Raw genomic sequence first — 22,400 nt, 5'->3', positions numbered from 1 at the left:
ATTTTGTATTTCAGGTTTGTCTCGAAATTCAAAAAATTTTTATGTAAGGCCTCCTTGGCTTACAGCGCAGTAATTTACTGTTAATCGTCTAATTTTCATATTAATTTTCTTTTGAAGAAACTTTCCATTCAAACTTTACTATAACAGGAAAATGGTCGGAAATAAAACGCTCTCCTCTTTGCCCATCCAATACATGGTATTTTACCGGAAACAAATCTTCTCCTTTATAAAATATGTAATCTATTCTATAACGATCTCCACTTGCTGTTATATCCCAACTATTAAATGTATAACCGGGAGTATATATTTGTTCCTTATCTAGATTAAGAAAACTATCTTCCAATTGCCGTTTTATTAAAGTTCTATAGGGTGCAGAATCTGGTGCAATATTAAAATCGCCCGAAAGTACTACGGGTTCATTCCCAGCAATCTCTTTAATTTTAGCCGCTATCAACTCAGCACTCTCCTTTCTTGCTATCGCCCCTTTATGATCAAAATGGGTATTAAAAAAGTAGAAGGTTTTGCCCTCTTTTTTGTCTTTAAATTTCGCCCAGGTAACTATACGAGGTAAAGCGGCATCCCATCCTTTTGAAGCGGTAACTTTTGGGGTTTCTGAAAGCCAAAATGTATTACTATCCAATACCTCAAACCGATCTTTGGCATAAAAAATAGGACTGTGCTCGCCTTTTTTTCCGCCATCCCTACCTTCTCCAATAAAGTGATAATTGGGAAGCAGTTTTTCCATATCCATTAATTGAGGGTAGGTTACTTCCTGTGCCCCTACAATGTCTATTTCAAAAAACCTGATACTTTTTGCAAGCCATTCTTTTCTATTTTCCCATTTGTTAACCCCGTCATCGGGGCTATTCCATCTTATATTATATGACGCAAGCATTAAGCTATTATCTGCTTTCTGTGCATTTCCCAGGATACTTATCAATAAGAAAGCTATACTTAAAATTTTCTTCATTACCAGCCAGGGTTTTGTTCAAGATTTGGATTTAATTGTAGTTCTAATCGTGGGATAGGGTATAAATAGTCTTTACTTTCATTAAAAGAGCGCTCATCAAAATCTGGGTGCGGCTCTATTAAACCATTATCATCTAAAAATATATCAGAACCAATTTCGTAATACTGCACTCCGGGCACCAAATTATCGGGGCGTTCGCCATTATATAATACCACATTTGTTTCTCCGTCCCCGGTTAAATCATACTCACCTGCACCCGGAAAATACATTCCGCGAATAGCCTGGGTTAAAGTTTCGCCGGCTTTCCATCGCACCACATCGTCCCATCTAAAATCTTCCATATAAAGTTCAATACGTCTTTCCCTTCTTATTTCCAGGATCACTCCTTTATTGCTGCCATTAACATTAGGGTATTGGTTGGCAAGAAAAACATCTGGATTATTATTTGCCATTTCAAGAGACAAATTAGGCATATTAACCCTGGCTTTTAAAAGGTTAAGGGAAGCATCCAGGTCTTCCTGGTTTAGCGTGTTTAATTCAGCCTTTGCTTCGGCATAATTCAAAACCACTTCTCCAAACCTAAATAATGGTAAATCGGTAATAGACTGCCCGTTCGTATCATAAACGGGCTCTGTAGCATATTTAGTGATTTGATAGCCGGTAACAGTAGCTCCCAGGTTTGGCGCTAACTCTATAGACTGGCCTTTTCTGGTATAGCCGGGAGTTCTTATAGTTTGTGACAACCTTGGGTCGCGATTATTTACTTCTTCTGTAAAAGCAATTTGATTATAATTTTCCAGATCGGTAAAACGAGATCCATCTTTATTCAAGTAACTATTTACCAGGTCTTTTGGCATTCCCGGTCTTCCATAAGAGGAAGTTGTTGTGTAATAGTTTACATTATGTCCAATATTCAATGCTTCTGAATACGATCTGGCAAGGATTACTTCAGCATCTATAGCCTCGTGAGCGTTAAACAAGTTTGCATAATCTTCTAATGGTTTTCCTGTACTATAAATACTATATGGGGAATTATTTATAAGTTCTTCTGAAGCTTTTATAGATGACTCTAAGTATTTCTCATATCCCGCAATATCCCGGTATTTCATATACGTACCCTCATAAAGACCCACTCTCGATTTCAATGCCAGGGCTGCATACTTAGTAACTTCATAGACTTGTTGATCTGCCTGCATATTTGCAATGGCCCAGTCCAGGTCTTCTAGAATTTTATCTACAATAAATTGACGGGAATCCCTGGGCTTTGTTAGGGTTTCCTCATCTGCCGGATCAATAGTTTTATCATACCATGGCACTTCTCCAAAGCGTTGTAATTTTTCGAAATAAAAATAGGCCCTAAAAAAACGAGCTACCCCTCCATAATGGCTTTTAGCTGCCTCGTCATCACTTCTTTCGTAGTTTTCAAGAAAAAAATTGATATCCCGTAAATAGGCCCAGTTCCAGCCTCCGCCAGATGTAGGAACAAATCGCGCCCCTCTCATCTCAGCACTAAGTTCTATTTCTATAATATTATCGGTTTTAGAATCACCATTGTAAATAGAAGTAGAAGGAAACATTCTATAGAACCCATTTGTGTACAATTGCAGGTCGCTTGCCGTAGCAAAGAAATTTTCTGTAGTCACCTCTGATATTGGTTCTTTATCCAGAAAGTCCTGGCTACATGAAAACAAGCTAAAACCAATAACTACAATTAATAATATATGTTTATAATGCATGTCTTTTATTTTTAAAATTGAAATGATACACCCAGGGAATAGGTTTTATTAAAAGGTACCGTTTGTGCAGTACTCCTGTTGGAAGACGTGGTGGGTTGGTTTAGATTAACTGAATTACTTGCTGCCTCTGGATCGATATAATCTGTTAAAGGAGAGAACGTAAGTATATTTTCTCCACTAAAGTAAATACGAAGTTTTGTAGCATCAGAATCTGAAATTAGTCCTTTAGGCAAAGTATAGCCCAGCGTAAGGTTCTTTAAGCGCAAATAAGCAACACTTTGAAGGTACCTATCATTCACTTTTTCTAAAGATCCTCCTAAAGCAATATACCCATAGTTTCTGGGGAAATAAGCATCTGTATTTTCAGGAGACCACATGTTATTGGCCAGGTCTTTCCTAATAAACGAGTTATAAGGCCTGTTGTAAGGCCCCCAAAAAAGACGCGAATCTGAATTTGGGTACCAGTCCTGCTTACCCACTCCCTGGAAAAATGCCGATAAATCAAAACCTTTCCAATTGGTACTAAGGTTAAAGCTGTACAAATATTGTGGAGCCGAATTACCTATAATTTCCTTATCACCAGGGTTATTTACGGTATTTTCACCTTCGTTAATAACGCCGTCCCCATTCAGGTCTAAATATTTAACATCACCAGGCTGTAAACCTCCGCCTGAGGTGATACGATTAGACACGAAGCTTTGATCTGCATGATTTGCTATTTCTTCTTCAGATTGAAATAGACCATCTAATCTATATCCCCAAAGTTCTCCAATTGTCATTCCTTCATAAAAATCAACCAGGCTTAAATTAGGGTTATCAAATTTGGTGATTTTTGTTTTTGAATTCGATAGGTTTCCGGTTATAGAAAAATCAAAATCGTCGTTAGCCAATTTAAAAGAATCTCCATAGGTTAAGGAAAGTTCAAAACCTTTTGTTCTCAAATCGGCTGCATTCTCTAATGGCGATCCTGCTCCTAAAACAGCCGGTAGTGTAGCTCCCGGTGCCAACATTCCTTTTGTATCTCGTTGAAACCAGTCAAAATTCATGGAAAGTCTATTATCCAGCAATGCCATATCAACCCCCATGTTTAAGGTATTTACCTCCTCCCAGGTAATCTGGCTAGGGTTTAATGCCGGAGACTCTATATAATTTAGTTTGTTCCCATTAATTGCATAATTATACAAACCGGTAGGAAGGGTAGGGAAATAAGCATAATCGCTTATATTTTGATTTCCTAATGATCCATAAGACGCCCTTATTTTAAAAAGGTCAAAAGTATCTTCTGCAAATCCATTAAAGAAATTCTCCTTATTGATTACCCAACCTGCTGAAACAGAAGGAAAGAAGCCCCATCGTTGTGCAGAAGGAAAACGGGAGGTTGCATCGTAGCGGCCATTAAATTCCAATAGATATTTATCATCATAATCATAGGAAAGTCTATAAAACAAGCCTTGCAAAGCCCATTCTGATGCACCACCATTTGCAGTTGGATTATTTGTAGCCAGCCCAAGGGAATTCAAATCATTAGAAATTAGATTTTGCTTTCCTGCCGAGATACTTTTTGTTAGAAAGGTTTCATGGTTGTACCCAACTACGGTTTTAAGGTTATGCTTATCAAAAGACCCCCTGTATTCTCCATACACGTTTAATGCATCATATTTGCTTTCGGTTCTATATTCATTTAAATAATCATAGCCCATTAAGTCTATTTGATTAGGATAGATGGAATAAGGAATCCTGGTGGAGCGCTGGTATCGAGAATAATTATTTCTTCTAATGGCATAACTGGCGTTAAACTTTAAAGAAGTAAAAGGTTTAATTTCAGCCGAAGCTATATTCGAAAAACCACTGTTATTAGTTAGCTCCTGGGAAGTTCCCTGTAGCAAAGAAGCGTAAATACCATCTCCTATGGTGTAATTATTAAGTTCTGTTCTCCATAAAGAACTTCCATCTGGGTTGGTTGGCATATAAGAAGGTAAAGCATGTACCCATATCATACTACCCCAAACATTTCGGTAGCCATATTGTGTTCCTCCATGTTCTAAATCTTCAGAACTGTTATACTGCATATTGTTAGAAAAGCTTAACCAATCTGTAGCTTCAATATCCAATTTACCCCTTAAATTATATTTTTGATATTCATCATCCTGCACCTTTAATATTCCGGTAGATTGAAAATTTCGGTAAGAGAAATATGCATTGATTTTTTCTGAACCTCCGGAAACAGAACCGGTATATATTTGAGAAGGGTATGTATCTCTAAAGAAAGTATCCCACCAATTGGTGCTGCCGTAATGCACATATTGGTCTCTTCCATTACGTTGGTCTATAATGACTCTTGCCAAAGAAGGATCCTGGGAAACTTCATATAAGGCCTCCATATCTGCTTCATTATAGCCTGTATAGGAAGCACCGCTATTATTTCTAAACGATTCGTCTACAATTGTTACCGCTTTATAGGGGTCTGTAACAAAGTCTGTATTCATTGTCGGGGAATTAACCGCCATAGTAGACCCAAGGTTAACAACTACATTCCCTTTTTTAGCATTCTTTGTAGTTACCAAAACAACACCAAAAGCCGCCCTTGCACCATATATGGCTGCAGCACCTGCATCTTTTAAAACACTTATAGATTCTACATCGTCTGGGTTAAGATTGCTTAAACTTCCTTCTACCCCATCTATAAGAATTAAAGGTGTACCTCCATTTATAGAAGTGAACCCACGAATATTAATACGAGGCTCAGCCCCAACTTTACCGGTAGATTGGGTAACGTTTAAACCCGGACTTAGCCCCTGTAAACTGGAGCTAACATCGGCTACAGGACGTTCAGCAATATTTTCTGTATTAACAGTACTTACCGCAGTTGATAAGTTTTCTTTACGGGTCTCACCATAACCAACTATAACCACTTCTTCAAGGGCATTTTGATCTGGTGCCAGCCTTACTGTAATTTTTGAAGTACCCTCTGGTTTTACTTCCCTGGTAGTATATCCCATAAAAGAAATTTCCAGAATAGGATCATTAGAAGTTGTATTGATGCTAAAATTTCCATCAAAATCTGTATTGGTCCCGTTAGAAGTTCCTTTTTCTATTACCGTTGCCCCAGGCAACGGAATACCTTGTTCATCTAAAACAGTTCCCTGAAAAGTTTGTTGAAAGTTATCGGTTCCTGGTAAGCTTCCCGACTTGTAATTGAAAGCAAGTGCCTCCGAAAAAATAAATAGAAGGCATAGTAAATATACCTCCTTTTTTAAAAAAAATTGTATTTTAGTAGTCATTAGATTTGGCTATAATTAATAATTGTAGTCTAAATTAAGCCCATTCTGCTGCAACAGAATGGGCTCCTTTTGGCTAATTCAAAAAGTGGATTTAATCTTATAAAATAATATTTTAGGTTAGTTTTTTTGCTTCTAAATAATTGGGCGTAAAACTATAGATTGCTTTCCCCAGAAAGATTTTTTTTAGTTTAAGTTTATATTAACTAAGCTTTAAATTAGCGGTGCAAAAAGAAGGAAATCGATTTTCCCAAACCCAAGGGAATTCTTATTTTTCGATATAACTATTACAGGAGTGTTTAATGATTATTTATTTCCCACAAAAAGTTTTCTGTGATTTAATTTATAAGGTGATGTTTATTCTTAAATAGAAGAAAAATAGTTGGACTCGATAAGCTAGATTTATCCCGATAACTATCGAGACCGCGAGGCTGGCCAGGAGATAATTTACTTAGCAGCAATGGTCAAAAAAAAAAAAAAAAAAAACCGGCAATCTCAACTTTACGAAAATTGTTCCTATTTAGTATTAGAGCTAAAGCTATAGATAAATAGACCAACATAAAAAGGCCGGTAACTTTGTTACATCTGCAAGTTAATTTTAAAACATTTTATATACTGTAGTAACTACAACTCCCTTAAAATTGGGCGATTTAAGAGATAGCAACTGCTTTTCTTCTTTGATCTCCAGGTTAAAGGGATACTCTAAAAGGTTGACTCCGCTTTGCTTTTTTAACCTAATTCCCTGTCCTGAAATAATATCTTTATTGGGTAGAAAATCTCCTTCCGGCAAATGCTCGGTGAGTACTATATATTTAAAATCAGTTAGTTTATTCATCACCGACTTTATTTCGGTGTTCGATAAATGTTGCAACACCTGCCTAAGGATTGCACAATCTGCCAGTGGCAATTCATTTGCTGAAATATCTAAAAGCTGAAATTCTAAATTATCAGCCACAAATTCTTTTTTATTATGTTCTATAAGCCCCGGAACTATATCTACCGCGATATATTTTTTGGTATACCTTACCAATTCCTTCCCAATATTAAAATCTCCACACCCTAAATCACAAACTACCGGCGGAGTTTCAAAAGCACCTAAAAATGCAGACATAGCCTCCAAATACGGATTCACCATTTCAGGATGATGTGATCCCGAACCCGAATAATATACATTATTATCCCCACCCCAAAGCTTGTTCTCGTAAATTTGAACCATAGCATCTTTAGTAGGCCAGGGCTTTTTTATTTTTTTCTGCTTCATCATAAAACCGGGGGTTAGTTATAGCTATTCAAATATACCCATCTATAAGAATAAGCTACCAACATGCTTATATTTTTAACCGGTATATTCTTGTAGCAAGTACTTCAACCAGTATTTGAATAAATGCTAGGTTAAAGCAAAAAAAGAGGTATAAGTATTATGCTTTAAAATTCAGGAAGTCTTCATCTCACAAGAAATCTTAAGTATAGTGAATTCTGCCGGTCTCATTGGGGCCAGGCCAATTTGTACAATCATTTTATTTTCTAAAATATCCTGAGAACTCATGGTTTCATTTAAGCCTACTTTTACAAAAAAGGCATGTTCGGGTTTTGCACCTGCCAGGGCACCTTCCCGCCATAAATTTAGAAGGTGATTTTCAATCATTACTTTTACGCTCGCCCAGGTAGGTAATGTATTAGCTTCAAAGCGGAATTGTTGTAACGCCTTTTTTACAGATTCTTCTATGTTTATATACAGTCTTTGTATAGAAACATACCTGCTTTCATTATCGTTTCCTGCCAATGTTCTTGCGCCCCAAACCAAAACTCCCCTACCGGAAAAAGTTCTAATCGCATTTATAGACTTTCCCGCGATAGCATCTACATTAAGGCTTTCTTGTTGATTTTGGGTAATATTTACAGTAGGTTCTATTACCGAATTTAAACTTACATTAGCCGGGGCTTTCCAAACACCCCTTTGGGTATCTACATTCACATACACTCCTGCAATGGCGCCTGATGATGGCAGACTTATATATTTATTATTTATTTCATTTTTAAAACTGCTGTACACCAAAGCGTCCAGGTCTTTAACTTCATGCAAAGATTTTTTATGAAAACTGGAATTGACCGGCGAACCGGTATCTTCAATTTTAGTATGGATAATTACAGAATTTTCTTCATTGGCTGTATACTTAAAAGCCGTTTTTAATGAAGGATAATAAGCAGCTCCATATTTTAGATGATTTGTCCCGATAGCGTGTCTAAAATCGGTTATGGCCGAAGGGGATTTATTATCATAGACATCACAAATAGTAAACCTATCCCTAAGTTTATGGCACAATGCCAAAGCATCTTTTACCACAAAACCATATTCTATCTCGTTAGCCAGGCTTATAGCATCCGGAAAAACAAGAAGGCTAATTTCGTCTATGGTTTCAGTAGCTTTTATTCCTCCAAGTAGTCCCTCCAGGGGATCTCGTTTTCCAACTTCAATTTTTTCGGCTTCATAATTACCCACCGAAACGATATAACAGGGACCACCGCCATTACTAAAGTATAATTCCAGGCTATGGTAAAGTTTAAAGATACCGGGATGGGGGTCGTCTACAGTATAGGTTCTTGAGCTAAGTTTAGCATTGGTGAAAATATCGGTTAATTTAAGGCTAAAAGCTTGCAGGGGTGCACCGCCAAATTTATCTCTATATTCCTGAAGGGAGTTAATTTTGGTAGGAATGTTACGCAGGCTATCCTCCTGGGTATATCCTATAAATGCCGGTATTGCCGAGGGCACACTACTAACCGAAACCGGGAAAGAGGCTGTTTCCTGAAGATACACTCCGGGAGCTTTTGGTGATTTCATATATTTTGGTTTTACAGTCAAAGCTTAAGCTGGAATTATTTTTTATAAAAAATAATGTATTTCAAACCTCAATCTATTCTATGCTTTTCAAGATTCACAAGTACATTTCACTCCAGAACCCTCTTTTTCAATTCTTTAAATATAGCTAAAAGAAATAGAGAAACTTAATTACTAGCTGCTTTTAAAGGCAACAATTTTAGGAAAGTGGGAATAATATTATCTCAAATTAAAAATATCAGAGCTGGAACTGCTCTAAGCCTGTTTCAGAAGGCTACACAAACTTTTATACTACCACAGAGTTTACCGAAAATTTCGTGTGCTTAAATGCGGTTATAAAAGAGTTTGAAGTAAAAGATCATATAGATCAACCATTTCTTCAAATTAAAATGATTGATCTCAATAGAAAAACGTTACCACTTTATAAAAGATTAGATGAAAAGAACCAATTACAGTGGAAAAAGAAAGTTTAAGTAAATTAAGGAACAATATAATTTCAAACTAAAAGACTTCACTTTGACTAAATAAAAATCAATCTTCCATTTTCATCCCTTCTTGGCATAATAGAAAGTAGACAGACGCAACCCTGCTTTCTTGCACATTTTTCGTAAGGAATTGTATCATTTTCAAGAGCTTCTTTTTTAGAAATAATTTTATTCGTTAAATGTTGACAAGCTTCACAATCTGAAGGAGTGATTATAGTAAAATCATATTCTACTCCGATATCCGCGTTTGATTCTATTGCTAATTCAACACTATTCCGGTTATATGCCTTGTAAATTTCATTAGCTTTTTTTCCCTCTATTCTTCTTCTAAAAGAAATCATTTCTCTATAGATTATTTCATTTCGCTCATAGAATCCAATTATATCTTCTGATTGATGCCCATTTTCATGTAGTAAATGATTGAAAATAAACCACAGATAATCTTCCACATAATCAGGACGATTTTCTTTCCACGATTTATGATGCCGAATAATATTCCCTTCATTCATTCCAAACTTTTCAAAAAAGGGCATATAATTTTGAATTAACCAATCAATCGTTTTTTTCTTCTTTTTTCTTGGCATATTTTTATTGTTTTACAAAATCATAAATCTGTCCGCCCGAAATTTCAATTTTTAATATACAATAACTTAGTTGTAACCGTAAAGCAATTTGCCTTACCAATTATTTGTGATATTTATTTATAAGAAAATCCAATTTTGCGGAAATATTATTTAAATCTGATGGAAATAACGAAATTAGTTCTAAGTTAAGGTCATCTGCTAAAAGCAATTTTTCTTTTGTTTTCTTATCATAAGCCTCTTCCCCCTTTAGACCAAAATATTCTATATAATAGTCCCCGACCCTCCAATCAGCTCTTCTTCTCCCAGTTTTGTTATAGATTGGATGTTTTGGATATAGCGGTTCTTTAATTGAAATAACATTATTTGCAAACAACCAGTTATCAATAAACATTTCATCAAGAGAATTGCATTCATTACCACTTTTTGCAATGCATCGAACTCCCCTTGAAGATTCTAAAACCCCCTTAGGCAAAATGTTTGATGCAACCAATGCCTTAAACCAACTTCCGAATTTTTTCTTGAGAACTGATTCCGAACTTAATATGTCATTTCCACTAATTCCAATTTGGAAAATTATTTTACAAGTGTCAATCCAACATTCTTTTTTTACTCTGGAACTGAAATTATGATTAATTGGATTCAAATCTGCGTTTGGGATGAAATTTATTTTACCAATAAGCTCTTTTATTAATCTTTGTATTTCTTGTTTACTCTGAGTTTGTACTATTGGACATTCGTAACATATAGAGTCATTTCCATTTGATCCATAATATACCCAATCAGGAAGTTTTATAGGTTTGTATAAGTTTTTACAGATTGCACACTCTTTAGGTTTAGATTTTTCTAATTGGGAACTTTGAAGTTTCTTGTAAAGAGCATCATTTATTAATCGAATTAAAGAAATCTTTTGAAAGTCGTCTTTTATTTTATCTATTAAAATATTTCTTTTTTTGATTTTTCCATAGTACTCTTTACAATTCTGAAGTAGAAAGCTAGATTTTTCTTCGTTTATGAAAAAAGTAAGGATCCTTTGTCTGAATTTAGCAGCAAGAAACTTCTCAAAAAATATTCCGTGCTGATCTATTAAGTCTTCGATTAAATTTATATCGGTGTTTTTATGAAACTGTTCGAAAACTTCCTCTCCGTACCTACTATTAGACAAATCAATGTAGTGAGTTTGGATTCCAACTGAACTTCTTTCAATATTTGGCTTTAAATGTTTAGGAAATACGAATTCTCTATTCTTATAATATGTTAATTCAAGGAATTTTGTCATAATTAGCGCGAACTCTTAAAAGAAAACTAATATATATAATTATTTATCCACTCATTAACAGGGTTACATATTACAGAAGGTATGACTTTATTAAATTTAAATCAGTCGTCCCCTCAAGCGTCCCCTGAAATAAAAAAAGCCCTACAAACGTACTGTTTATAGGGCTTTACAAGAATTATAAGTGGTCCCACCTGGGCTCGAACCAGGGACCCCTTGATTATGAGTCAAGTGCTCTAACCAGCTGAGCTATAGGACCAATTCAAGTATTTCAACAATACCCGAATTTTAGGAGTGCAATATTAGTATATATTTTCAATCCCTGCAAGACTAAATCCAATTTTCCTTCATCAGTTTTTATTCCGGAGTCCCGATTTTAGAGATTCGTTTACTTTTCCTGGCATAATTCTACCAAAACCCCGTGACTGCTTTTAGGATGCATAAAAGCCACCAACTTATTATCGGCGCCCGCTTTGGGTTCGGTATTTATCAGCTTAAAACCTTCTTTTTCCAATCGGGCGATTTCGGCTTTAATATCATCTACCGCAAAGGCCATATGGTGAATTCCTTCGCCACGCTTTTCAATAAACTTTGCAATAGGGCTTTCAGGATTTGTAGCCGCCAGTAATTCAATTTTACTCTCGCCAATTTTAAAAAAAGAGGTACTCACTCCCTCACTTTCCACGGTTTCGGTTTTATAATGCTCACTCCCTAAAACCGCTTTATAAGTGGCATTTGCCGCTTCCAGATCTTTTACGGCAATCCCAATATGCTCAATTTTCTTCATTTTTCTATTTTTAAGTAGATGCAGCAAGTTAAACTTCTAATTTTATATATTCAAAAAGCATTAGAACACGCATCAACCTAAGATCTTATGCGCATACCAATTTATTGTAGTATTTTTGCCGTATGGAAGAGACAAACAGACAAAAGAAAATAGGAGGGGTTTTGCAGCGCGATCTAGCCGATATCCTGCAAAAAAACCTAAAAGATGCCGGGAGAACAGGAGTAATTATTTCGGTCTCTAAAGTAAAAGTGACCACAGACCTTTCTATAGCAAAGGCTTATGTTAGCATTTTTCCGCAGAAACATGCGCAGGAAGTTATTGAAGAAATCAATCTTGGAAAGTCTAAGATAAAGCACGAGTTGGCACAGCGCACCAAACATCAACTTAGAAAAATGCCTGAAATTAATTACTACCTGGACGATTCGCTGGAATATATAGAAAACATAGAAAAGTCTATTAAAGGAGAGGAAGACCCTATCTCTAATCCAGATTTATTGGAGCGTCGCAAAAAATCTTAATTTGAAGTTCCCCTTTTACATCGCCAGGCGCTATTTGTTTAGCAAAAGCAGCAATAATGCTATTAATATTATTACCATTATTGCCGCTGTGGGTGTATTTGCAGGGGCTTTTTCGCTATTTATTGTGCTCTCGGGCTTCGCCGGTCTCAAAGACTTTAGCCTTTCTTTTTCCAATAAATTTGATCCCGATTTAAAAATATTACCGTCAAGCGGAAAAACATTTCAGTTCCCTGAAAATAAAGCAGCAGAATTAATTGAAATTGAAGGAGTTTCAAGCTTTAGTAAAATTATTGAAGAACGCATTTTCCTTGACTATCGCAATAAAAACCATACAGCATTTATAAAAGGGGTAGATAAAAATTACCGGCAGGTAACCCAAATAGACAGTGCAGTTTCCGGTTCGTGGTTAACCAATAGCGAGGCACAGGTGGTAGTTGGCAATACTATTTCCCGAAAACTGGGGCTTAGCATTTTTAATTACCAGCACCTATTAAATATTATGGTGCCGCGCCCGGGAAAAGGGCAAATTACCGGCTTAAATCCAGGCCAGGCTTTTAACCAGGAAAAAGTTATTGTTAGCGGGATTTACAGCGTAAATGAAGAATTAGATGACAAATATGTGTTTTCTAACCTTAGTTTTGCCCGAAACCTTTTAGAATTAGACGAAAATACTTTTTCGGCTGTAGAAATTAAAATCGCTCCAAATGCAGACGCCGAACTGGTAACCCAGCAGATTAAAGCACTTCTGGGTGATGAAATCATCATAAAGAACCGGGCGCAACTCAACGAGATGCTCTATAAAATGCTCAATACCGAAAATCTTGCGGTCTATCTTATTTTTACCCTGGTTTTAATTATTGCGCTTTTTAATGTTGTAGGCTCAATAATTATGGTAATTCTTGATAAACGGGAGAACATTAAAACCCTGTTTAACCTGGGAGCTTCTGAACGTCAAATAAAAAAGATTTTCTTTACCCAGGGAATGCTCATGACGCTTATTGGCGGCGCCATAGGCTTATCGGCTGCAATCCTCTTAGTATTTCTCCAACTGCAATTCAATTTGGTTATGATTACACCCAGCCTTCCTTATCCCGTAGCTATCACGCTTGAAAATATTTTAATCGTGATTTTTACCATAGGAATCCTGGGGCTGCTCGCATCTTTTATTGCGGCTGGAAGTAGTAAAAAAGCTTTAAAGGCGGTGTAAAACCCCTCTGGTATTTTAGCTGGCCACGAATACGCGAATCTTATAACTTTAAACGCTCCCCCTCCTTCCCGAGGAAGGGAATGAATTCAGTGTAGCTGAAGAAAGAGGTGGTTAAACACTCACAAAGTAAAAACACAAAAATTCTGCAACATAAAACCCCTCCGACCTGGCGGCCACCTCCCCTTTAAAATAAGGGGAGGAACTTTATTTTTCTAAAAACGTATAAATAAAATCAGAATTCATACTTGTTAAATGATTAGATCCTGAAATAAATTCACGATGACGGAGATAACAGCTGCCCTCCTTCCTAAGGAGGGGAATGAATTCAGTGTAGCTGAAGAAAGGGGTGGTTAAACATCCAGAAAATAAAAACGCTTAAATTCTGCAACATCAAACCCCTCCGACCTGGCGGCCACCTTCCCTTGAAAATAAGGGGAGGAGCTTTATTGTTTCTAAAAACTTATAAATAAAACGGAATTCATACTTGTTAAATAATTAGATCCTGAAATAAATTCAGGATGACCTAGATAACAGCTGCCCTCCTTCTCAAGGAGGGGAATGAATTTAGCGTAGCTGAAGAAAGGGGTGGTTAAACACCCAACAAATTAAGAACGCAAAAGCACTATAAAAAGAAACCCCTCCAACTAACCTTGAAATAAGGAGAAGGGTTCTTTTTATTTTTCAAAAAATAAGTAAACTTCCGAAATACTATTTCTAAGGTATTAGATCCTGAAACAAGTTCAGGATGACTAAATTATGTTTAAGCAAACTGAAAATCAGAAAAGTCGCGTTCTACCTCATCAAAAGCCGCAAAAACATCTACAGCATCATCGCTGGTCACCATTTTCATTCGGTATTCTTTAAAATGTGGTATTCCTTTAAAGTAATTCGTGTAGTGGCGACGGGTTTCAAAAACACCCAACTTTTCCCCTTTCCAGTCAATGGACATTTGTAAATGACGCCTTGCGGCATCTAAACGTTCTATCATTGTTGGTGGCGCTAAGTGCTCTCCGGTTTCAAAATAATGTTTTACCTCTCTAAAAAACCAGGGATAACCAATAGCCGCACGACCAATCATGGCACCGTCCAGACCAAATTTATCCCTCATTTCCACTGCTCTTTCGGGCGTATCTACATCGCCATTTCCAAAAACCGGAATATGCATTCGCGGATTATTCTTCACTTCGGAAATTGGTGCCCAATCAGCTTCGCCCTTATACATTTGTACACGGGTCCTTCCGTGAATAGAAATGGCCTTACAGCCTACATCCTGTAACCTTTCGGCAACCTCAACAATTTTTATAGAGTCATTATCCCAACCCAATCGGGTTTTTACGGTTATCGGCAGGTTAGTATGTTTCACCATGGCTTCTGTAAGGGAAACCATAAGATCTATATCTTTTAAAATACCGGCCCCGGCACCTTTGGAAACTACTTTTTTAACAGGACAACCAAAATTGATATCAATAATATCGGGATTGGATTTCTCTACAATCTCTACCGATTGCAGCATAGATTCCAGGTTGGCCCCAAAAATTTGAATACCTACCGGGCGTTCTTTTTCATAAATATCAAGTTTCATGGTACTTTTCGCGGCGTCGCGAATAAGCCCTTCTGAAGAAATAAACTCGGTATAAACCACATCTGCTCCCTGCTCTTTGCAAAGCGCCCGAAATGGCGGGTCACTCACATCTTCCATCGGTGCCAACAGCAACGGGAAGTCTCCTACATCTATATTTCCTATTTTAGCCACTTTAATTTATTTTGGAGTGCAAAAGTACAAAAAAAGTAAGCCCACCCCAAGCCTCCCAAAAGCAGGGAGTTAAATCGGATTTTCTCTATAAACCCTCATTCTGAATTTATTTTAGAGCCTGCCTCGATTTTTTATCGGGGATCTAACAAGATATAATTTCAGTATAGGTTTAGAAGCTGAAACAAGTTCAGCTTGACGGAATAAAGCATATTCGGCCCTTTACAACCTATCCCTCTCGGCGGCTTCTATGCTACGTTGATTATCTTTTAGCCTAAAGTTTCCGAAGTTATACTTAAACCCAAGCCTAACATAACGCATTTCCTCACGGGCAAAAAATGAATTATTCTGGTTTAGATACCGGGAAGTAAGCCTGGTATTAGTATTATTAAAAATATCGTGGATATTCAGGCTTAATTCTGCACGCTTGTTCCAAAGTGTTTTTCTAAAACCAATATTTAAGGTTGAAAAAGGATCAAAATTATAAGATCCCGAAATAAAATCTGAAACATAGGTAAAGCTTAAGTTACCCGAAAAAGTACCATCTTTTGATAGTGTAAAAGAATTGTATAACTGGGTATAAACCGCATCAATCTCGTTGGTTACTTTGGCATTATCACTCTCTACAGCAAGAAATTTATTCTCTTCGTGAAATAAAGAGGCATATAATTGTGTATACCACCAGCCAAAAACAGAACGCCCGTGCAGCATATCCAGGCCGTAACTTTTACTCTCCAAAAGATTTGCCTGCATTCTTCTTATGGTTAAATTTTGATTGTCCTGAAAGGCCAAACTAGCCGGAGACCTGCCATTATCCCTATAATAAATATCAAAAAAATACTTCTGCATTAAGGTATAATTCAGGTTGAAATTATTACTAATTGCAGCACGTAAATTCGGGTTTCCCGCATTAAAATCGTTTTCATTTAGAAAATAGCGGAATGGATTTAAACTTTCATAACGTGGGCGTTCAATTCTTCTGCTGTAATCCAGGGTAAAGCTATGATTATCTGAAGCCCGGTACTGTAGGTAAGCGGTAGGAAATAATTCAAAATATTCCTGACTGTTTAATTCATCGGTTGAAAAAGACATTCCTAAAAGATCGGTATATTCCCCTCTTAGCCCCAATTTTGCGCTCCACTGTTCCCAGTCGCGGGACGCACTGGCATACAATGCATACACCTTTTCATCGTAATGAAATTCGTCTGAAAGATTATCGTACAATTCTTCCAGGCTTTCGGCATTAAAGAAATCGATCCTACTTTCTGAATCTATACTCGATAATTTAAGTCCGCTTTCAAATGCGGTTGCTCCAAGACTCGTACTTAAATCTATTTGGGCGGTAAAAATGTTGATATCCTGAATTGCTTCGGTATTAAAGGCAATATTATTCACCAATTCACCATTTCCTGAAAAATAATTGGTTTCCACCATTTGATCTCTCTCCTGGTTAAATTTGGTATAGTGAGCCCCAGCCGAAATAGTTCCCCCATTTTCAAAACTGTGAATATAACTTAAATCTAATGCAACATTACTATCATCGGTAGTTACACCGCTATTGGTTCTAAAATTAGAAAAAGCTGTATTTGCCTGGGTAGCAATATCAGTGCTTACTGAATTATCAAATGTCTTATTGGGAGAGAACAAGAGGTTAGAAGAAAAGCTTAACTTATTCTTTTCATCAAAATCATAATCGAAAATAATATTGGCGTTATGCGCCTGGGAACGTGTTATTCTTTCAAAATCGGTTTGCCATCTTTGATCGAATTCAAAATCAGAGGGGAAATTAATATAATTATCGTCCCTCTTTATTTCCTTTCGGGGGCTAAAAGTATAATTAGCAAACACATTTAACTTTTCGCCTTTCCAATAATGACTGGTTCCCAACAGGTATTTAGGAACGATGCCCTGTGTGTATGCTCCTTCTATACTTCCTTTATAACCGGGAGATATAGCTGAAGTGGTATTAATATTTAGAATAGCACCGCCTTCAGCTTCATAACGTGCCGGCGGATTGGTAATTACCTCAACCGAACTAATATTTTCGGCCGAATAACTTTGCAAAAGGTTTTGTAGTTCATCGGCAGTTAATTGTACTTTTCTATCGTTTATATAGACACTTACCCCGGCATTCCTAACCTGCAATTGCCCCTGGTTTATAATTACTCCCGGGGTTTGCCGCAAAATATCCCAGCTGTTTCCGCTGGAAAGTGTTGAGTTTTCAACATCAAAAGTAATACGGTCTATGCTTCGTGTAATATTTGGTTTACGGGTTTTAATAGTTACCTCATCTAAGTTTGAGGCAGCTTCTTTTAAGATTATTTTCTTTAATTTTTTATCAGAATTTATTGAAATCTCGCGTAGATATTCTTCATATCCTACAAAACTCACTTTTAAGAGGTATTTATCAGATGGAACTTCCTTAAAAGAAAACTCCCCATTATCTTCTGAAATAACCCCTTTATAGACAGAAGTAGAATCTTGTGAATTTAATAAAATAACATTGGCAAATGCCACCGGTTCACTGGCTTCATTTACCAGTTTTCCTTTTAAGCTGTTTTGTGCAAAAAAAGGGTTAGAAGATAGAAGTAGTAGGGTAATTAGGATGGGGGGGCATTTACGGTTCATATACTTCGAATGGTTTGCGAAAAATTCAAACAAATATATACTTTATTAGATAATATGTAAAGTGTTTAAGAAATCTATTCTTTAATTCAGAATATTTATTAATAAATCAACTTGGAAAAAGTCCACGAGGCATTCGTTGAAAACAAATTATTAATTTCGAGGCAAGTCCAGGGGTATTACATCCTTTGGCGGTGCCAATAAACCAATCTTAAAACACTATTCCTCTATAGCATCATATAAAACCTGCTGTATATTAGTTCTGGTATTTAATTGGTATAGTCTTGTATTTTCCCTTGTAGGTAAAACCCGGTTAGAAAGAAACAGGTAAAGCAAATCTTCGGCAGGGTCTACCCAGGCATAAATTCCCGTAAAGCCTGTATGGCCAAAACTGGCTTTGCTGGCATCTTTTGCCGTATTGCTGCTTTCGCCTTTATATTCTAAATAAGGTTTATCAAAACCTATCCCCCGGTGATTGTTATTTTCGGGAAACTGGGCTGTACTCCATTCCTTTAAGGTTTCTTCTTCAATATAACGCTCCCCTCCATATTCGCCCATATTAAGGTACATCTGCATTAGTTTTGCAAGATCGTTGGCGTTAGAGAAAAGTCCGGCGTTGGCAGAAATACCACCCATCATTATTGCACCTTCATCGTGCACCATTCCATGAATTGGTTTTTTTCGGAATAAATAATCGTGTTCGGTAGGGACTATTCGGCTTTTTTCAAAGCGCTCCAGCGGGTTATAACCTAAGCTTATAGCACCCAGTTTATTATAAAAATTTTCATTGATATATTTTCTAAAATCTTCCCCGGAAATCTCTTCAACTATTGAGGGCAATAAATAAAAAACCAGGCCCGAATATTTATATTTCGCCTCATCTTCCAAGTCTGACTTTTTAATAGCTTTAAATATCTTCTTCTGGTAATTGCGATGTAACCATAAATCTTCACTCACTTTTACAGGAAAGCGCCTGGAAGAATCCTTTTTAAAGGTAAACCATTTGTGACTTCCGTTTTCACGAAGCGTATTTCTCCAATAGGGAATCCAGGGCTTAAACCTGGCCTGGTGAGCAAGGATTTGCCTAAAAGGAACCTCTGCTTTATTTGAATTCTTAAAATAGGGTAAATAATCTTCTATACCGGCATCAAGTTCAAATTTCCCTTCATCGTGTAACTTCATTAAAGCCGGTAAAGCCGAAGAAATTTTGGTTACCGAAGCCAGGTCGTAGATATCGTTTTTTTTTACTCTTACGGTATCGCTATATTCATGGAAACCATAGGCTTTATGCAATACTACCTTTCCATCTTTAGCGACTAAAATTTGCCCTCCCGGCGTCGCTTTTTTTTTTATGGCTTCGTGCATTAAAGAATCTACACCTCCATAAAGCACATTAGAATTCATCCCGGCATCTTCAGGTAGTGTATATTTTAACCTTATTTTCCCCTTAACATCCAATCCGTCTCCAGATTTAAACTTCTCACCAACGCTCACAGGAAGTCTTCCATTGGCTCCTACCCCACCAAAAATAAGCTGGGCGGCAAGGTCTTGTGTGGTTTTGGTATCCTGGTAGGTTAAAACCAAACCGGCAGCATTTTCAATCGCATCAAGTTTATTTAAGGAATACGGATTTTTAAAATAGCTAAAAACCGTATGCTCTTCCCCGGCAAGTTCTGCGATAAAATCTTTTACCGGTTTAGAGAATTTCATCGTATTGCGGGGAAAACGGCTATCGTCGTGAATTCCACCAATAACCAGGTTATATGTTGAAAGTTTTTCTTTGATTTTTGCTACTTCAGAAGCACTTGCACCGGCCTTTAACTGGAAGTTTTTTACTTCGGTATAAAGATTTAGGCTTTTCTGAAATTCAGTTTGCCCGGAAGCTCCAAAAGATATTGAAGCAATCTTTAAAGTATCCAGTTTTCTTAAAGGTAAAATGCTGTTTTTATTCCTTAATACGGTAAGTGAGGCTTCTACCAGTTTTCTGTTTAAAAATTTTGCTTTAGGAGTGTTTATCTCCTTCAAAATATTTTTAGGGCTTTGCGCTTTAAACTCATTTAAGCCAACCCATTGTTTAACCGCCAAAATTTTTCTCACTCTTTCATCTAGTGCTGCCTGGGTTATTAGACCTTGTTGTACTGCTTTACTAACCTCCTCAATAGCTCTAGGAACATCTTCGGTAAACTCTAAAAGATCATTTCCGGCCAAAATAGCGTCTTTATCTACAACACCGGGTTCGTTTCCGGCGGTTACCCCTTTCATATTCATGGCATCGGTTACAATTAACCCTTTAAATCCTAAGCTATCTTTAAGAATACCTGTAATAATAGATTTTGACAAGGTTGAAGGCACCCCGGTAGAATCTAGCGCGGGAATATTTAGATGCGCTACCATCACACCTCCAATTCCGGCGTCTATTAATTCTTTAAAAGGATACATTTCTAAGGAATCTAATCTTTCAAAAGGATGGTTTATTTGGGGCAGTGCATAATGGGAATCGGTATCGGTATCTCCATGTCCGGGAAAATGCTTGGCCGATGTCAATAAATTAGCATCTTGCATACCCCTCATATAAGCAATTCCTTTGCGGGAAACGTTTTCTTTATTTTCACCAAAAGAGCGGTAATTAATTACCGGGTTGTTGGGATTGTTATTTACATCTACCACCGGTGCAAAATTAAGGTGAAGGCCGGTGCGTTTTATTTGGCGTGCAACCTCACAACCCAGCTCATACACCAAACTGTCGTCCTGGATAGCACCCAGAGCCATTTGGTAAGGATAGCTTATGGTATTGTCCAGTCTCATTCCCAGACCCCATTCGGCATCTATGGCACCCAACAAAGGAACTTTTGAAGCCAATTGATAATCGTTCATCAAAGTTAACTGTGTTTCTGGATCGCCCTGGAAAAATATTACACCCCCAATTTTTTGATCATTAATCAATTTTAAAATTTCTTCTTTATGTGCGTTGTCACGGTTAGAGTAAGCCGCGACCATAATAAGCTGGGCAATACGCTCTTTTGGAGTAAGCTCTTGCATAATGGAATCTACCCATTTACTATTGGTATATTGAAGAAATTCCGGTATTTTTTTAAGGTTTTCCTGCGCCTGAAGCGTTAGGCCTAAAAAAACCATTATAAAGGTAAACAAGCGAACTTTTATATTTTTCATTATTCAAAAATTGATTTTATACTTTAATATAGATACGTTTTTTATGCAAAAAATAACCAAGCAACCACATTAGTAACATATAAGAAACGGCAAATAGCAGCGAAGCATTATAATTGTTTAACCAGCTAAGATATAAGTTTTCGTAAAGCCAGGGTTTTAGAGCCTGACCGTTAACATAAATAATATTTAAAAGCATCACTACAAGGCCAGACATGACAAAAACAAACAAAGGGTTTTTGCCAAAAGCTTCAAAAAAGCCAGTCCATTTTTTTTGGCCCAGGATTTCAATAATCAATATAAAAACTGAAAGCACTAAAAGTGTCCAACCCGTGCTATATAACACATAAGAACTACTCCAGATAGGCTTGTTAATTGGAAACCAAATATCCCAAATTTGTGCTACCGCCAACAAGATAACACCATATATACCAAGCTTGATTACAGTAGCCATGTTATTTCCCGATTTTTGTATAAAAACGCCTGCCGCATACCCAGCAATTACATTCACAATAGCGGGAAGTGTACTCAATAAACCTTCAGGATCAAATGGCAAGCCATAGCCTTTATATAGATTTTCATCATTGAATATAAGCTGGTCGAACTTTAACGCTGCGTTCTGCTCTAGTGAAAGCGGATTGGGTTGATCGCCAAAAAACCACATAATTGCCCAATACCCAAGTAAAATAATACTTCCAAAGATTATCGATTTCTTCAACTTTAAATAATGAAGAATAAGAGATGCAAAAAAGTAACAAAGGGCAATACGCTGTAAAACACCCATAATGCGAATATTTGCTAAATTTTTAAAAACCAGTTCTCCTTCCTGCCTAAAAACAAAGGGAAATGCATTTAAAAACAATCCTATGAGAAAAATGAGTATAGACCGCTTAAAAACTTTTTTTAAAAATACGCTTTCAGAAATACTTTCATATTTGCGAAGACTAAAACTCATCGCGTTTCCTATTACAAATAAAAACGAAGGGAACACCCAATCTGTAGGGGTAAATCCATCCCAGGGCGCATGCTTAAATGGTGCATAAATGTGCGACCAACTACCGGGTGTATTCACCAGTATCATTAGGGCCACGGTTAATCCGCGTAATACATCTAACGCAAGATATCGCTCGCTTTTAACTCTTGTTGTTTCCTTCGGTAATTTGTTTGTAAGCGCCATCCT

The 22,400-nt window shown here is 36.8% G+C and carries 14 protein-coding genes and 1 tRNA gene; 2 read left to right on the top strand and 13 right to left on the bottom strand.

The features are described 5' to 3' along the window. Window positions 1-100: 100 nt before the first annotated feature. The 9 genes from I6U49_RS05265 to mce form a co-directional block, all read right to left on the bottom strand. Window positions 101-970 carry an endonuclease/exonuclease/phosphatase family protein gene (locus tag I6U49_RS05265; protein WP_198627861.1) on the bottom strand — a complete coding sequence of 290 codons (870 nt, stop codon included), beginning with the start codon at window positions 968-970 and terminating at the stop codon, window positions 101-103. Then, a complete protein-coding gene (locus I6U49_RS05260) occupies window positions 970-2,706 on the bottom strand; it encodes a RagB/SusD family nutrient uptake outer membrane protein (protein ID WP_198627860.1) in 1,737 nt (578 codons plus the stop codon). Before I6U49_RS05260 ends, I6U49_RS05265 begins: the two co-directional genes overlap by 1 nt. 11 nt (window positions 2,707-2,717) lie before the next feature. Next, window positions 2,718-5,987: a SusC/RagA family TonB-linked outer membrane protein gene (locus I6U49_RS05255; RefSeq protein WP_198627859.1), complete on the bottom strand. Its 3,270-nt coding sequence runs from the start codon at window positions 5,985-5,987 to the stop codon at window positions 2,718-2,720. A gap of 595 nt (window positions 5,988-6,582) precedes the next feature. Continuing rightward, the gene (locus I6U49_RS05250) at window positions 6,583-7,245 is read right to left on the bottom strand and encodes a class I SAM-dependent methyltransferase (protein WP_198627944.1); all 663 of its coding nucleotides are present in this window, start codon (window positions 7,243-7,245) and stop codon (window positions 6,583-6,585) included. Between the two features lie 171 nt (window positions 7,246-7,416). Then, window positions 7,417-8,826, bottom strand: coding sequence for a phage tail sheath family protein (locus I6U49_RS05245; protein WP_198627858.1), 1,410 nt, complete (start codon window positions 8,824-8,826; stop codon window positions 7,417-7,419). 517 nt (window positions 8,827-9,343) lie between these two features. After that, the gene (locus I6U49_RS05240; protein WP_198627857.1) at window positions 9,344-9,892 is read right to left on the bottom strand and encodes a hypothetical protein; all 549 of its coding nucleotides are present in this window, start codon (window positions 9,890-9,892) and stop codon (window positions 9,344-9,346) included. A 100-nt stretch (window positions 9,893-9,992) separates the two neighbouring features. Further along, window positions 9,993-11,168 (bottom strand): hypothetical protein, encoded by a 1,176-nt coding sequence (locus I6U49_RS05235; protein WP_198627856.1) that lies wholly within the window; start codon window positions 11,166-11,168, stop codon window positions 9,993-9,995. A gap of 182 nt (window positions 11,169-11,350) precedes the next feature. Further along, window positions 11,351-11,424: transfer RNA gene (locus I6U49_RS05230), tRNA-Ile, on the bottom strand. A gap of 129 nt (window positions 11,425-11,553) precedes the next feature. Further along, on the bottom strand, window positions 11,554-11,952 hold the full coding sequence (mce, locus tag I6U49_RS05225; protein WP_198627855.1) for a methylmalonyl-CoA epimerase: 399 nt from the start codon (window positions 11,950-11,952) through the stop codon (window positions 11,554-11,556). 122 nt (window positions 11,953-12,074) lie between these two features. Between mce and rbfA the strand changes: the two genes are divergently transcribed. Then, window positions 12,075-12,470 (top strand): 30S ribosome-binding factor RbfA, encoded by a 396-nt coding sequence (rbfA, locus tag I6U49_RS05220; protein WP_193712167.1) that lies wholly within the window; start codon window positions 12,075-12,077, stop codon window positions 12,468-12,470. Between the two features lies 1 nt (window position 12,471). Further along, on the top strand, window positions 12,472-13,677 hold the full coding sequence (locus tag I6U49_RS05215) for an ABC transporter permease (protein WP_198627854.1): 1,206 nt from the start codon (window positions 12,472-12,474) through the stop codon (window positions 13,675-13,677). A gap of 760 nt (window positions 13,678-14,437) precedes the next feature. On the opposite strand, the gene dusB is transcribed toward I6U49_RS05215, so the two are convergent. The 4 genes from dusB to I6U49_RS05195 form a co-directional block, all read right to left on the bottom strand. After that, window positions 14,438-15,430 carry a tRNA dihydrouridine synthase DusB gene (gene dusB, locus I6U49_RS05210; protein ID WP_193712258.1) on the bottom strand — a complete coding sequence of 331 codons (993 nt, stop codon included), beginning with the start codon at window positions 15,428-15,430 and terminating at the stop codon, window positions 14,438-14,440. A 219-nt stretch (window positions 15,431-15,649) separates the two neighbouring features. Then, complete coding sequence (locus I6U49_RS05205; RefSeq protein ID WP_198627853.1) at window positions 15,650-18,055, bottom strand: outer membrane beta-barrel family protein; 2,406 nt, start codon at window positions 18,053-18,055, stop codon at window positions 15,650-15,652. Between the two features lie 216 nt (window positions 18,056-18,271). After that, window positions 18,272-21,223 carry a glycoside hydrolase family 3 N-terminal domain-containing protein gene (locus tag I6U49_RS05200; RefSeq protein WP_198627852.1) on the bottom strand — a complete coding sequence of 984 codons (2,952 nt, stop codon included), beginning with the start codon at window positions 21,221-21,223 and terminating at the stop codon, window positions 18,272-18,274. Between the two features lie 16 nt (window positions 21,224-21,239). Then, window positions 21,240-22,397, bottom strand: a complete 1,158-nt coding sequence (locus tag I6U49_RS05195; protein ID WP_198627851.1) for an acyltransferase family protein — start codon at window positions 22,395-22,397, stop codon at window positions 21,240-21,242. Window positions 22,398-22,400: the final 3 nt, after the last annotated feature.

This window comes from Salegentibacter maritimus, assembly GCF_016236915.1.
Lineage (GTDB): Bacteria > Bacteroidota > Bacteroidia > Flavobacteriales > Flavobacteriaceae > Salegentibacter > Salegentibacter maritimus.
The sequence above is the reverse complement of the archived record's forward strand: the minus strand, read 5'-3'. Positions and strand labels throughout refer to the sequence as shown.